Annotated in this window: 23 protein-coding genes; 2 read left to right on the forward strand and 21 right to left on the reverse strand. The window is 37.4% G+C overall.

Features of this window, described 5'->3' with window-relative positions:
- From CCAL9328_RS10070 to CCAL9328_RS10110, 9 genes are all read right to left on the reverse strand, one after another.
- Positions 1–548 (reverse strand): phage baseplate assembly protein V (locus CCAL9328_RS10070; RefSeq protein ID WP_170000570.1); only part of this gene is annotated, 548 nt, incomplete at its 3' end.
- Complete coding sequence (locus CCAL9328_RS10075) at positions 541–918, reverse strand: hypothetical protein (protein WP_170000571.1); 378 nt, start codon at positions 916–918, stop codon at positions 541–543. The genes CCAL9328_RS10075 and CCAL9328_RS10070, both read right to left, overlap by 8 nt.
- Before the next feature lie 2 nt (positions 919–920).
- Positions 921–1,154 (reverse strand): hypothetical protein, encoded by a 234-nt coding sequence (locus CCAL9328_RS10080; RefSeq protein WP_169938936.1) that lies wholly within the window; start codon positions 1,152–1,154, stop codon positions 921–923.
- Positions 1,151–1,507, reverse strand: a complete 357-nt coding sequence (locus CCAL9328_RS10085) for a hypothetical protein (RefSeq protein ID WP_169938934.1) — start codon at positions 1,505–1,507, stop codon at positions 1,151–1,153. The genes CCAL9328_RS10080 and CCAL9328_RS10085 overlap by 4 nt, the downstream gene beginning before the upstream one ends.
- 1 nt (position 1,508) lies before the next feature.
- Positions 1,509–1,928, reverse strand: coding sequence for a DUF5675 family protein (locus CCAL9328_RS10090; protein ID WP_170000572.1), 420 nt, complete (start codon positions 1,926–1,928; stop codon positions 1,509–1,511).
- A 2-nt stretch (positions 1,929–1,930) separates the two neighbouring features.
- The gene (locus CCAL9328_RS10095) at positions 1,931–2,299 is read right to left on the reverse strand and encodes a hypothetical protein (RefSeq protein WP_169938860.1); all 369 of its coding nucleotides are present in this window, start codon (positions 2,297–2,299) and stop codon (positions 1,931–1,933) included.
- Between the two features lie 10 nt (positions 2,300–2,309).
- Positions 2,310–2,618 carry a hypothetical protein gene (locus tag CCAL9328_RS10100; RefSeq protein WP_169938858.1) on the reverse strand — a complete coding sequence of 103 codons (309 nt, stop codon included), beginning with the start codon at positions 2,616–2,618 and terminating at the stop codon, positions 2,310–2,312.
- Positions 2,618–3,553 carry a phage major capsid protein, P2 family gene (locus tag CCAL9328_RS10105; protein WP_169938856.1) on the reverse strand — a complete coding sequence of 312 codons (936 nt, stop codon included), beginning with the start codon at positions 3,551–3,553 and terminating at the stop codon, positions 2,618–2,620. Before CCAL9328_RS10105 ends, CCAL9328_RS10100 begins: the two co-directional genes overlap by 1 nt.
- On the reverse strand, positions 3,553–4,302 hold the full coding sequence (locus CCAL9328_RS10110) for an XkdF-like putative serine protease domain-containing protein (protein ID WP_169938854.1): 750 nt from the start codon (positions 4,300–4,302) through the stop codon (positions 3,553–3,555). Before CCAL9328_RS10110 ends, CCAL9328_RS10105 begins: the two co-directional genes overlap by 1 nt.
- A gap of 170 nt (positions 4,303–4,472) precedes the next feature.
- Between CCAL9328_RS10110 and CCAL9328_RS10115 the strand changes: the two genes are divergently transcribed.
- Positions 4,473–5,528 carry a phage portal protein gene (locus CCAL9328_RS10115; protein WP_169938852.1) on the forward strand — a complete coding sequence of 352 codons (1,056 nt, stop codon included), beginning with the start codon at positions 4,473–4,475 and terminating at the stop codon, positions 5,526–5,528.
- Between the two features lie 84 nt (positions 5,529–5,612).
- The gene (locus tag CCAL9328_RS10120) at positions 5,613–7,181 is read left to right on the forward strand and encodes a terminase large subunit domain-containing protein (protein WP_169938850.1); all 1,569 of its coding nucleotides are present in this window, start codon (positions 5,613–5,615) and stop codon (positions 7,179–7,181) included.
- Between the two features lie 4 nt (positions 7,182–7,185).
- Here the strand turns inward: CCAL9328_RS10120 and CCAL9328_RS10125 are convergent, their stop codons facing one another.
- The 12 genes from CCAL9328_RS10125 to CCAL9328_RS10175 all read right to left on the reverse strand — a co-directional run bounded on the left by CCAL9328_RS10125 (position 7,186) and on the right by CCAL9328_RS10175 (position 13,313).
- Positions 7,186–8,286, reverse strand: coding sequence for a hypothetical protein (locus tag CCAL9328_RS10125; RefSeq protein ID WP_169938848.1), 1,101 nt, complete (start codon positions 8,284–8,286; stop codon positions 7,186–7,188).
- A gap of 109 nt (positions 8,287–8,395) precedes the next feature.
- Positions 8,396–8,830, reverse strand: coding sequence for a hypothetical protein (locus CCAL9328_RS10130; RefSeq protein ID WP_170000573.1), 435 nt, complete (start codon positions 8,828–8,830; stop codon positions 8,396–8,398).
- A complete protein-coding gene (locus tag CCAL9328_RS10135; protein WP_170000574.1) occupies positions 8,827–9,309 on the reverse strand; it encodes an HK97-gp10 family putative phage morphogenesis protein in 483 nt (160 codons plus the stop codon). Before CCAL9328_RS10135 ends, CCAL9328_RS10130 begins: the two co-directional genes overlap by 4 nt.
- Positions 9,299–9,628, reverse strand: a complete 330-nt coding sequence (locus CCAL9328_RS10140; protein ID WP_170000575.1) for a hypothetical protein — start codon at positions 9,626–9,628, stop codon at positions 9,299–9,301. The genes CCAL9328_RS10135 and CCAL9328_RS10140 overlap by 11 nt, the downstream gene beginning before the upstream one ends.
- A complete protein-coding gene (locus tag CCAL9328_RS10145) occupies positions 9,625–10,839 on the reverse strand; it encodes a phage minor head protein (RefSeq protein ID WP_170000576.1) in 1,215 nt (404 codons plus the stop codon). Before CCAL9328_RS10145 ends, CCAL9328_RS10140 begins: the two co-directional genes overlap by 4 nt.
- Entirely contained in the window at positions 10,832–11,065 is a 234-nt protein-coding gene (locus tag CCAL9328_RS10150) for an NrdR family transcriptional regulator (protein WP_169938900.1), read from the reverse strand. The genes CCAL9328_RS10145 and CCAL9328_RS10150 overlap by 8 nt, the downstream gene beginning before the upstream one ends.
- Before the next feature lie 29 nt (positions 11,066–11,094).
- Complete coding sequence (locus tag CCAL9328_RS10155) at positions 11,095–11,547, reverse strand: phage protein GemA/Gp16 family protein (RefSeq protein WP_170000577.1); 453 nt, start codon at positions 11,545–11,547, stop codon at positions 11,095–11,097.
- A complete protein-coding gene (locus CCAL9328_RS10160; protein WP_170000578.1) occupies positions 11,548–11,751 on the reverse strand; it encodes a hypothetical protein in 204 nt (67 codons plus the stop codon).
- Positions 11,748–12,287, reverse strand: a complete 540-nt coding sequence (locus tag CCAL9328_RS10165) for a hypothetical protein (protein WP_170000579.1) — start codon at positions 12,285–12,287, stop codon at positions 11,748–11,750. The genes CCAL9328_RS10160 and CCAL9328_RS10165 overlap by 4 nt, the downstream gene beginning before the upstream one ends.
- A gap of 73 nt (positions 12,288–12,360) precedes the next feature.
- Positions 12,361–12,849 (reverse strand): host-nuclease inhibitor Gam family protein, encoded by a 489-nt coding sequence (locus CCAL9328_RS10170; protein WP_170000580.1) that lies wholly within the window; start codon positions 12,847–12,849, stop codon positions 12,361–12,363.
- Entirely contained in the window at positions 12,836–12,961 is a 126-nt protein-coding gene (locus tag CCAL9328_RS11220; RefSeq protein WP_283240784.1) for a hypothetical protein, read from the reverse strand. Before CCAL9328_RS11220 ends, CCAL9328_RS10170 begins: the two co-directional genes overlap by 14 nt.
- A gap of 4 nt (positions 12,962–12,965) precedes the next feature.
- A complete protein-coding gene (locus tag CCAL9328_RS10175; protein ID WP_170000581.1) occupies positions 12,966–13,313 on the reverse strand; it encodes a DUF7768 domain-containing protein in 348 nt (115 codons plus the stop codon).
- Positions 13,314–13,458: the final 145 nt, after the last annotated feature.

Consider the following 13,458-nt stretch of genomic DNA (forward strand, 5'->3'; position numbering starts at 1 on the left):
TTTGCATTTCCGCCGGTCGTGATTGAGCCCGTGATATTTACATCGCCGTTTATCTCAAAGCTACCGCTACCGCCGCCGCTTCCTGCCGTAGCGATAGCGCCCTGTATGAGCGTATTGCCGAGCAGTTTTATACTAGCGCTCTTTACGGTCGTATCGGTTGCGGTTACATTCACGTTTTTAGCGGTCAAATTTGCGTTTTCGCAAGTGATGTTTATCTGTTTTGGGCTTGAAACGATCAGCGTGCTATTTGCCGTGTTATAGCTTATTTGCACGCCATCCTCAAAGGTGCAAATTTGCTCCTTTTCGTTTGTGTGCGGAGCTTCGTGCGAGCTTTGATATATTGAGCGTAAGATCACGCCTGAATTTAAGCTACCGCGAATGGGTAAAACTACCACTTGTTCGCCGACGCGAAGCGGGATAAAGGCTCTTGCGTAAGAGTTTGCCATTTGAATAACTGGTAAAAAATCAGTTACTAAATCGCCAAGCTTTACCCTTGCTCTATCAGCTCTTACTTCGCTTATTACGCCTATCTCTATGCACTCATTCATACTCGGCCTCTCTTAGATGTTCGCTGAAACTCGGCCTTCGCTTATTTGAAATGCTAAATTTGATCTCTTTAACATCTTCGTGTATGTCGTTAAGCTTTTGGCGACTTGCTTCGTTTGTGTTTTGAGCTATAGTCGTTAGCGCGTGAACGGCTAATGTGTTGTTGTTTATAGCTTCATTTGTCTTGATACTTAAATCTATCACGCGTTCGGTATTTTTATTTGCATTCTTGCTAAGCAGCCAAAAGATCACTACAAAGGCTACAAAGCCGAATATAACCATAAAGACAAGAAATTCATTTAGTCCCCACGCCCCGGCTAGGTTTATTAAATTTGCCGTCTCTTTTATCTCGTCGCTAATCGATACGTCCATTTTTATTCCTTTACTCCGATACATTGTTTTAGTCGGCTTTCACACTCATGGTAGTAAATCATCTTTGCCTTATGTGTTTCAAACGTGCCGTCGTTTACGGGCTTTACGGGCATTTGGGTATTGCACCTTACAGGCACGAATTTTTCTTTATATATGATATTTGGCTCTGGTATATGTTTTTCGGCACAGCCCGAAAGAAGCAAAGCAAATAACGCAAAAACAGCTAAATTTCTCATTTAAACAACTCCTTATAAGCCCTTAATTCGCCTTCACAGCTCTTGTCTTTGATATAAATTCTTTTTATTTTTTCCACCTCTTTTGACGGAGTGTTATCGATCTGCACCTTTGAAGCCTTGATAGCTTCGTTTTGAGAAGAAAGAGTGGCATCACAGTTCATTAAATTCGCTTTTAACGTAGCCTTATCTGTTGTTAGCTCATCGGTTTTTTTAGCTAGCTCTTTATTGCTCTTTTCTAAAATTTCATTTACGCTCATAAGTGAGCTTATTTTTACTCCTGCACCTATTAGTGCCAGAGTCAAAACCCCACACGCTCCAAGAGTGTAAATAAAAGGCTTGCTAAAAATACTCATTTTATACGCCTTTGTTATTTACGATAACTACTTTAAAATCGTTATCGCGGGTTAAATTTAAAAGCTCTTTTAACTTATCCCTGCTTTTTAAAATGCCTTTTTCGTTATATTCTGTGCCTATTAAGACGCAGCCTAGCGTATCCTTTGGATAGTTACCGCCGTGTATTAGAATACGGCGTTTTTTACTTACCGACTCGTTAAAAAGCAGCGGTAGCTCTCTTTGAAAGTCCGGGCTAAAAAACCATGTAGCCGTATAAGCTCCAGCCGGTATTCGCTTGTCTTGATTTGGCGTAGTCGTATCGGGACCTGCCGCTTCAAGCGTATAACCGCTTAACAAAATTTGGCTATCTTGCATGAGCTTAAACTCGCCGATTGTGCCATCATCTATGGTTTTAAAACGCTTTATCTCCAAAACTTTCATTATCACGCCTCCGCTAAAAATTCATTTTCCTCATCTCTATAAATATTTACTTCTATCAAAAGTGAGTATTTATAAAGACTATCCTCAAAACCATCAAAGCTTAAATTTGCCACCACGTCGTCCGCAAATAAATGAGCATTTTTGATGAACCTAGCCCTTATTTCGTCTATCTTTTCAAGAGCCGCAAAATTATCATCGGTTAGACTTCTGCTTGCAAAAACAATCCTAAACGCGGCTCTATCTTTTTTCCACTCCAAATTTTTAAGACTCTCAAAAATGATATAAACTCCGCCTTGCGGGCTTGCTTTTGAAATAGGCAAAGCCTCAGGCACCGCGCTTAAAACGTTTTGATATGTCTCTTTTAAATTCATTAAAGTCCTTTTAAACGGCTGCGTAATTAAACGCTGAGCCGTTTTTTGTTTGCGAGATTAGCGGCGAGTTTTTTATTTCATTCGTTGCTGATTTTAAAAGCACGATGTCCTCTTCGCTTAACGCTATTTTTAAAAAAATCTTTAGCCTAATAATCGCAAAGTCCATCATCGCCCACGTCTTGACGTTTCGTCCGCCACACTCTTCATCGACCTCATGACAAACTACGCTTAAAGCCTCGTCTGTAATCTCATTTGGATTAAACAAAACAGATTTAGCCCTGTTAAGAAGGGCTAGTTTAAACTCCTCGGAGTTTGACATCATACGCCGTCACCATCACTATCGGTCTCGCTCTCTTCGCTTAGCGTTACCCAGCTATCAACCCCTATCTCATAGTCGTTATAGACTTCAAATTTATACATTAGCGAGCTTTTCTCGTGGTCATACCACCTAACTCTTCTAATATCAAGTCCGATGCTCATAATTAGATTTTTAAGAGGCGTCATCAGGTATTTACTCTTTGGTACGAAATCAGCCACCACCAAAGGCACGCCAAGGACTTGATTTGCTCCGGTATTTAAAAGCACGCCAAGACCACCGTTTTTGTTGCCTATTTCTTTTTGATATGCCAAATAATCAAATTGAGATAAGATTATCACGCTATCCTTTACGGCATCCTCGCTACCTGCCATAACCATAGCGGTTAGCCTATCTAGCATCTTTGACTCTTTTTTGTGCTCCAGTTTCTTAACGCCAGATTTTTCTTTTGCCAAAGCAAACCAGCCCTTGTTTAGGTTTTTGAATTCTTGGTTGTTGTAGTCGTCCTTTTCGCCAACCATTCCTAAATTTTGTAGATCATTTGAGAAAGTCTTTGAAAAACTTTCAAAAGTTTCACTTTCAAAATTTGGATTATCGGCATTATCTTCAAGCGTATCTTGCGTGATATGCGTAAAAAGTTGGACTAGTTTGTTATCAAGCAAGACCGATTTTGCGCCTATCTTTTGCTTTTGTGTTTCTGTTGGCGCTTTGCCTGAAGCCACCCTAACTAAAACGCCGCTAGCAATACCCCAAACATCAAAGCTTTTTTGAAGCTTTTTTGTCTTGTCTATCGTGATTTTTGACAAAAACTCGCTTTTATCGACTATCGTATTTATGATTTTCCTTGACGCTTCGGGTCTTAAAACGCCGCTTTCATACATGTCTATGGCTTTTATGGAACCGGTAGATTTTGCTATTTGTAGTAGGGATAAACTCATTATAAAACTCCTTGTATATTGTCGTTTTTCTCTATATTTTCGTTTTGCTTACTTGATTTTGCTACTGTTTCAAGATCGGCTATGCGTTTTTCTAGCCCGTCGATCTGGTCTGTTAGCCTATCAAAGCCGTCTTTTAGTGTTTTTTCAATGTTAGATGCGTCTTTGTCTTTTTCTTCCATGTTTTCTCCTTTGTCTTTTTTCTCAAATTTTGCAAATAATGCGCTAAAGCCTTTACTGATGGCATCTGCTATACTTACACTATCTTCGCTTTTGCTTACGCCCTCACGCTGTGCCGTTCCTGCCATAGATAGCCCGGCGATCTCTCCCTTTTTGACCGCCTCTTTTAGCTCGTCATTTTCAAGTTTAATAGCTACAGCCCAGCTACCGATCTTTTCGCTTTTAAACAGCGCATCGTTTTCACGAACAATCCAGCTTTCTGCCACATAAGCACCATCGGGTTTAAAGTCATGCTCTCTATCTATGTTTGCACCGTTTAGCCCTTTCATAAAGGCATACGCCGCCTTTTCTATCTCTTTAGCGTCCGCCGTCTCTCCTTGAGTATCTACTTCGTCAGGGCTATATACGATGCCGTAAATAACACCCTTTTCTTCATCATTTTTAGCTATCTTTATCATCTTTTCATAGCTTGGATTTTCCTTGCTACTTTTATAGATGATGTTTTTCTTATTTGCTCCTGCTTTGACAAGCGAAATATGGGTAATGTTTAAATTCTTAAGTTTTACCGCCATTTTTTCTCCTTATTTTTTTATGAGCAAGTGTTGCTAAAGTGTAGCGCTTGCAAACGTTAGTGCCATTTTATATATTTTTATGATTTTTAAAATGCGAGATAACGGCTATTTAGTATTTTTAAAAAAATCATTTTAAATACAATTTTAAAAAGTAAAAATGCGGAGCAACGATGGATTATATTTTTAAAGCAGCAGATAGTAGCAGCGCTCAAATTTCAAAAGATAGTGAACAAAACGGGGTACTAGAGCCATTTATCTCATTTGACGAGCTTTTAGCGCTTCACTACGCAAACGTATATCATCGTAGAGCCATCAAGATAAAGGCAAGTATGCTCTCACAAATTGAACTAGAAAGCTCAAGCCTTAGCGAAAAATTGCCGCTTGGCGCATCGGCTAAGTCGTTTTTGTTTGAGTTTGCCTATAATTTAGAGCTTTTCGGTAATGCTCCGATAGAAAAAGCCGGAAGTGCTAATAACTATCTTTTATATAATATACCGGCACACGAGTGGAGAATCAATAAACAAAGAGAGATTTTTCAAGTAACAAAAGACGGCGATAAACAAAAACTTGACGGCTTTTATCTAAGATACTACAGTCCAAGCTCCAGGTATTACGGAGAGCCCGATTATTTAGCCACGCTACTTCAAATTTTAATCAATCAAGAAGCCGATAGCTATAACTTCTCGTTTTTTAAAAACGGAGCAAGACCCGATCTTGCTATCGTGCATGAAAATAACGAGCCAAGCGAAGAGCAAATAAACACTTATAGAAATTTCTTTTCAGACCATTTTAAAGGCTCAAATAACGCCCATAAAACCCTTTTGGCTTATACAAATTCAGTGGGCGATAAAGAGGCAAAGATAAGGTTTGAAAAGCTTGGCGGAGTAGAGGATATAAGCTTTAAGGCATTAAAAGAAGTTAGCCGTGATGAGATAGCAGCCGCTCACGGCGTGCCGCCTCGTTTGCTCGGTATTATGCAATCAGCCCAACTAGGCGGTGGCGGTGAGCTTATAGGGCAGCTGCAGCAATTTAACGAGATAGAGATTAAACCAAAAATTGAGCTTATTGAAGGCTTTTTTGAAAGTATCGGTATAAAAGTGGTGTTAAAAGCTATCGACGTAACAAATTTTAAAGATGATGGCGAGATAGTAACACAGCTTGTTGAAAGAGGCATTATCTCTGTTACTGAAGCAAGAAGTATACTTGGCTGGCAAAAGAACATATAAAAATAGCGTTTAAAAACGTTTAAACCCCCTTTAAAAACGTTTAAAAGGTTAAAGGTAATACAAAGATATATATAAAGGCTTAAAGTGGCTTATTCTAAAGAATTTAAAAAAGAGTGTATAAATTTAATAAACAGCGGCATAAACTCCGTGCTTGTTTCAAAGCAAACGGGCGTATCGCGCCCAACGCTACTAAAATGGCAAAAAGAGCTTAGGCATGAATTTAATATGGATGATGCCGTAACTTCATTAAAAAATAAAATCGAAACACTAAGCAAAAAAGAAAATATCAGCACCGATGAGACTGCGGTGCTTGCCGATTTAATAATCGCCTTAAACAAACTAACTGGCGAAGACAAAAAGAAAAAAGAGGCAAGAACCTATATAAGACCGCCCATAAATTTAGACAAAACGGCAAAAGAGTTAAGAGAAAAAATACTAAAAGATGGTGGGCTCTTTGCTTATCAAAAAGAATTCTTATGCAGTAATGCTCAGTTTAGAATAGTTTTAAAATCACGCCAAATCGGTTTTAGCTACGTAGCTGCAGCAGATGCACTGATCGGAGCCGTAAGCGGACGTGATCAGCTATTTTTATCAGCCTCCGAAGAACAAGCTTTAATTCTTATGCGATATATGCGTTTTTGGGCACAGAAGTTTAAAATAGCCTTTTTAAAAGATAGCGAAAAAGAGGTTATGCTTGAAAACGGAAGCAGAATAAAAGCCTTACCTCATAATATCAAAACAGTGCAAGGCTTTACGGGCGATATATGGATGGATGAGTTTGCATGGTATCCAAATCCTAAGAAAATTTGGCTTGCGTTTGTCCCATCTATCGGAGCGGTTAAAGGGCGTTTAACTATCCTTTCAACGCCGTTTGAAGAGCGCAGTTTATTTCACGAGCTATTTTACGACGAACTACAATTTAAAATGTTTGAGCGTTTTAGGGTTGATATTTATAGGGCTATGAAAGACGGGCTTGATTTTGATCTTAAAACAATGAAGGCGTTATTTGATGCAGACACTTGGGCTAGTGCTTATGAGTGCGTGTTTATAGACGACGAAAGCTCACTTTTAAGTATATCGCTTATAAAATCTTGCGTAGATGAAAAACTTAGATACTTTTCGCCGCCTAGCGATACACCGCTTCTTTGTGGATATGACATAGGCAGAGTTAATGACCGCTCAACGCTAGCGGACATAATCTGCAAAGATGAAATTTATGAGTTAGCCAATATGCAGGTTTTTGCTAAGGCTAGTTTTAAAGAGCAAGAAGAGATATTAAAGGCACATTTACGTACCTATCCATTAGCCGTGCTTGAAATCGATAAGACAGGTATCGGTATGAATTTAGCTGAAACAATGCACTCAAAATTTAAATCTCGTGTCAGAGGCGTTTATTTTACGGCTCCTACAAAAGAAGAGATGGCTTTAAATTTAAAAAAGCTATTTGAGGATAAAAAGATATTAATACCTAACGATCCGCTTTTAATAGCCGATATTCACGCTATAAAACGAACTGCTGGAGCTAAGAGCTTTAAGTATGACGCCAAACGAAACGAATACGGACATGCCGATCGCTTTTGGGCGTTAGCTTTAGCGTGTCGTAAAATAGAGGCGGTAGTAAAAAGAAAAGGCGGCGGGGCGGTTATTTTATAATTGCCTATACCGTATATAATTTATAGCTGTTGCCAAAAGGTTCTCTTATAATATCTCCATATTCCGCCGCATAATAAAGCACATATCTTATTTCTTCGTCTGAATAAAATCCATCCGGACTTACATCTTTGTATATTATAGATTGTTTTATGCCCTGGCTTGTAGAGACTATGTCCTTAACTTTTGTTAGTATATCTGAATATATGGGATCATGTTTTGCAAAAAATTTACCTATATTTTTTACCATTTCACTTTCAGGAGTACCTGCATATGTATAAGCCATTTTAGTTATTAATTCTCTTAAGCTATCAAAATCTCCTATCTCAAAAAAATCTATCATTTCATCTGTCGTCCCAACAGGATAGTTGTTTGAATCTATCGTATCTATAGCTATAGCTTTTGGAAGTGTTTGAAAATTATCGTCAAACAACTCTTGATATTTTTGATGTATTTTGTTTTGGTCTGCAGTAAAATCTTTTAATCCATTTTTTAAATGTTCTTTTGCCATATTATAATATTTTTCTTTAGAGTTTTGGGATTTTAATGTTTTATATTTATCAAAATAAGCTTGTGCCACATTCGTATATTTGGCTGTATTTGCCTTTTTTAAAAGTTCTTTATATTGCTCTTGTATAGTCTCGGCAAAATAATCGTCTTGCTCCTTAATATATTCAAATTTATCTTTGGCTACCCTAATCCTACTTTCTATGGTGTCTAGTTTCTTGCTATCTATTGCTATATGTAGGCTCTGGTAAATAATATCTGCCGTCCTGCCGATTGTAGCATTATTTTCATAAACTAATTGTTTATATTCATTCTGTTCCCTAGCTTCTTTTTCTTCCAGCTCCTTTTGCTTTATCTTTTGTTTTTTCTCTTTTATGATTTCTTTTATCGTTTTTTTATCAAGCATTTTCGAGTTAAACGCTTGCAAAATTTGTATTATCTCGTCTTGAGGACATTTTACCGATTCTAGATCGATTATGACCATAAGCTCATCTAAGTTTGGCTTGTAGCCTAAAATTTTACTCCATCTTTTTTTGCTATGATAATTGGATATCATAACAAAAATCACAACCAGCGTAACAATAGCAAGTACCCAGTGCATATTTACAACCTTTTTAAATTTTAAAGATTATATTTATTTTATGTAGGAATTGTCAAATTTGAAAGTAAAACTTTTGATAATCTATTGTGTCATCAAAAAATAAAATAAGCTATGATAAGCCGATCCTGCTTAATCCATAACTAAAAAGAGCATTCACCGCTATTTTTAGGCTCTCGTTAGCCCCAGCTTTTGAAAGCTCCTTTAGACTCTCTCCGATACTTTTGCGCTCGCTATCTATGCTTTTAGGCGTAGATTTTAAAATCTTTAAACCTTTCATCGTTAGCCTTGCGTCATAATAAGCTCCAAAGCCTGCTTTTTTGGCCGTTATTATCTCGTTTTCCATTAGCCACGTTACTGTAGCCTCCAAAAACTCTAATTCTCTCATGTCTCCCATAGCGCCTTCAGGTGTCTCTAAAAACTCGACCATAGTATCTTTTATACCAAAGTTCTCAGGCACCAACTCGCACTTTATAGGGAACTCTTCATAAAGCTTAGCTAAAATTTTACCCACTAAAATATCGAATTTATCTATATTATTTCTCATTTTAACTCCTTAAAAATCATCTTTATCTCTGATGCTACCACGCTTCCAACGTTTTTAGCCAGCCCTTCTTTTGCTTTTTCAAACTCACCGCCGCCTACATACTCCCTAAAAGCCTTTTGTAAGTATGGATTTGCTTTTGTGCCGGGATGATTTACGGCTTTACCAAATATCGCGTATTGTGTGCCGTCATGCGTAGAAACCTTACCGCTCCAGCCCTTTACTTTTTTTAGTGGTGCGGCTAGAGCCTTTGCCTTTTTGGGTTTTATAATATGCGGTTTTGTTCCAAAATATACAAATTTAGCATAAGATGCCAGTTTTGTATTGCCCACGCTTATTTGAAGTCTTTGTATTTTATCATCAAAAACTTGGATGTCTTTTTTTAAATTGCCAGTTTTTAACGGAGCGTGTCTCTTTGCTCTTGCACGGACACCTGAGCCCACACGAAACAAAAATCGCTGTAAATGAGTGTTAAAATTCATCCGGTTTAAAATGCCTTTTAATGTAGTTTAAAGCGTCAATAAAAGTGCCGTTAAAGCTCTCTTTAAAAGTATCGTTTATAAGCACTCTAAACTCACAAATTTCTTGCATTATCTCGTCATTTTTGGCGGTTTTTATCATATCATCATCAATGCTAATGTCAAAAAAGCCCATTATTAAGCTATCTTTGGTGCAAAATCCGCCAAACATATATTTATTCGCTCGTTTTTTATCGTAGTCTTTATCATCCCAAAGATAATAGCCTTTTTGATACACTCCCCATTCTGTCCCTTTATCAATGTATAAAACAAAATTTCTCATATTTTCCACCACGATTTAATTATTTCTTGATTTAAAGTAACCGATTTTATCTTAAAATACTCTTTTAAGTTATCTCTTTTATAGGCTGTTATTAATCTGTTGCCGTCAAATACCATAAAATAGCCGTTTTGGCTTATAGCGTTTAGCCTGTTTTCTTCGCCCTTTTTAGGTGCTACGGCAGTTATTGAATTTAAGGCTTTTATGATATCTTGTTTAAAATTTCTCTCGCTAACTCTATCTCTTAATCCGTGATTTCCATTTGCCGCTTTGCTATCAAGCACCCTTTCAACCCCAATTTTATCTATGTGCCTTAAAATTTCATCTTTTTTTGGAGCTGTTGTAGCTCTCATTGCTACGCCATCGCTCTCATAATCATCTATCCATACAGGCACTAGCTCGGTTCTGCACCTGAAATGATAAGGTGGCATACCGAAATTTGAGGGTATTTTATCGCTTCTATCATTATAAGGCGCGTTTCTCCACACTGCTGCCGCCTTTTTATCAGTCATATTTTTTGCATTTGTTATGTTATCTGCTTGTTTTTCTATGTGTTTTGCAGGTATTATTCGTCCGTGCATAGAGCGACATATCGGGCTTGTTCTATTATCCATCACTGCTTCTACTTTATAGTATTCTACGCCGTATTTTCTAGCTTGATTTACGGTTGAAATATTTTGGTTTTGACTTATGATATGTTCCCCAACGCCCTCAAAGTAGCTAGTGCTTTGTTTTAGCTCATCTTTAAACTCATCTTTTAGCGCCTGTGCCATTTGCGCCCTTGGAATTTCGCCGCTAAATACGCGCTCTATGGTGTCTTTTAGCCTGTCTTGAAATTTAGCGTTATACTCTTGATTTACCCAGTAGAAATTATTTCTCATCGCTTCTATCGCTCTTATATCAAGCTTATCAAATACTACGCTTACGCCAAGCCCGCTGTTAAGCGCCAGCTTTTTGTAGGTCTCCTCTAAATTGTGCGGATTTACGTTTAAGCTCATACCCTTTATCTTAGACTCCACAAGCTCTTTTAGCTCTTTTATATCCATGCTATGGTTTTCATTGATAAATATTAGCAAATTTGCAAGTTGTGCCTCAAGTTCCTTGCCGGCTAATTTTGCATTTTGCGCTATAAATTCATCTATAATCTCATCTACGCTTTTGGTATTATTGGCTTTTGACTTTAGTAGCTCTTTTAGTAAGACATCTTTATTCATCGAACAGCCCTCGCTCCCCTCTGTTTGGCAGCAGATGCTTAGTATCGCTCATATATTGCTCCCAATACGGATCGTTATAAACAGCTTCGATAGTCGGGAAGCTTTTAAGGCATTTTTCGCATACTCTATAACGTTTATTGTGTAAATTTTTTATCGTAGTAGTAACCTTTGTTTTCTCATATCCGCAGTAAGGACAAAGCATCTTTACTCCTGTTTTTTCGCCCATTCTATCACTTTTTTAAAATTTTTCACACTCTATGTTTTTCTCGTTTTATCTTTTAGGACGGCATTTAATCCCGTTATCACGCTTGTGGCTTGTTTTTTGCTAAGCTTGCTTAGATATGAGATATAAATTAGTAAAGTATTACATTGTCTATTTACAAATCTCATAAGCTTTATCTCATCCCAGCCTAGCTTACCGGCTAAGACTTTGATTTTTTCTGTCTGTTTGGCGGTTATTTTAGCCGGATTTAGTATGTTTCGCCCGGCATAATCGGGCTTAAAATTTAACTCATCGCACACTTTGCCGTTTAGTATGTCAAGGATGGCGTTTAGCTCTTTTATGCTTAGGTCTTTTGAACTATCTACGCCAAAGCGCAAACTTAGCCACTCGCTCCAAGCGTCGTTATCTTTGATGATTTTATATTGCGGATGAGTGTGTATGCGGGCTAGCAATTGCTTTCTAAAAATCTCTTGAGCCTTGGTCATTTATAGCCCCTTAAACCACAAATATTTAGTTAAAAAACTACGACTTAAGCCGCTACATCTAGCCATTTTTGAGATATTTAGCTTTCCGTTTTTAAAACGGTAAAAGCTTAAGTCGTAGTTTAGTATGTTGTTAAGCCTTGCTTGATACAAGGCTCTTTTATTTGCGTGCAGATTATCTATGTGAATTCGCTGTTTAGTTGTCATTTTAATAAATTCCTTTTAAACTCCGCCTCAGGCACACTGTCACACATACGTGCGATTTCAAATAGTTCTGCACGCTTTGCAGGGCTTAATTTCTCTTTGTTGTCATTGATACTATCTTCACTTACTATAAAAAGCTCTGAAGCATGGATAAATGCTGTTTGAGCCATCTTTAAATACCTCTTCCAGTTTTTAAAGTAGCCATCTTTTAAAATTTCAAACTCTACAAACTCATACTCACTAAGCTCAAGCCCTATCGTTTTGTTTCTTTGGGTATATCTTACGTCTGCTGATTTGCCGTTATTGCGTATTTTTAGAAAAATTCTAAAAAGCATATTTTTTTCAAACTCCGTTTTATAACCAAAAAAGTATTTTTTAGTTCTTGTTTCATCCAATAATAAGTTTATATCTATATTGTGTTTTTTAAGCAGTTTCTCAAGTATATCCTTTGCGTTCCTAGACTCTCCCCCTACGCCTTGCTTGACTAGAGCTTGAAGTTTTAGAAGTTTTGCTTTTAGTTTTTCATCTATATTTTGCATTTTTACACCTTTGGTTTAAACCTTTTAACAAGCCTTTAACATGTTTTAAAAGCTTGTTAAAGGGCTTTTGCCCTTATCTTGCCACTTCCAAGCTCTCGATTTTCGGTACGATCCTAAAGTTATCCTTTACCACCCTTTTTAGACCAAGCTTTACCAAGTCCTCATCTTTTAGTTCGGCTAGTGCATCTTTGTTTGGAGTTTCTGTGTAAGTTATGCACTCTTTGGCTAGTCCGAATGCCTTTATAGAGCTTATTAGGCTCTCAAGCTTTGCTTTTACGCGTGGTATGCTTACGCTCTTGCTTATGCGGTATCCTATCTCGCCGAATGTAAATTCTTTAGAGCGTTTTTCGGCAAATTCAGCCTTGTTATCTTCACAAAAAAGCGTTATTTGTTGCTCTATATAGCTCTTTTCGCTCTCAAGTCTTTCAACCTCGCTCTTTCTAGCCTCTTTTATACGATTACACTCAAGCGTTACTTCGCCGTTAATTTTTTCAATCCCTACGCTTACTTCACATAGCCTTTTTAAAGCTATATCTACATCACTAAAACTATTTATTTGCATATCTTTGCCTTTCTACCTTAAATTCTCTGATATGTCTTACCTTTAAGACATATCCGTATTTTAGGCAGATAGCTAAATTTCTACTGGCTTTTTTAACTATCCGCACCGCCATTTTTTTACTCAAACAAACTAAATTTAAGCTCACTTAGCCCATACTCTTTCGCCCATTCACGCTCAAGTGCCATACCTTTGCTGTTTTTGCTAAATTTGCACTCATGGCAATAGTAATAGCTACACACTCTTAAAAGCTCTTCGCAGTTTTTCATTACCACATCACGCTCAAGCTCACTATAAATATCCATAAACGCTAATACTGGACTAATTGGCTCATAGCCGTTTTGACGCACGATATTGCACGCCTCTAGGGCTATTTGTTTAGCATAGTAGTTTCTATCTCGCTCTTTACACTTTATGCTTGCGTAAGGTGTCGATACAAATACAAGTCTTGCAGTTTTAAAAGCCATACATTCTCTCCTTTCTTAAAATTTAACTTATTTAGGCACTCCGCAGAGTGCCTGATAAATCAAACGCTAGCTTTATACGCAGTTACTTCATCGCACTGCTCTTGTATGTTTTTTACAAGTTCGTTTAAAACCTCACGTCTTACAA

It is taken from the genome of Campylobacter sp. RM9328 (assembly GCF_012978615.1).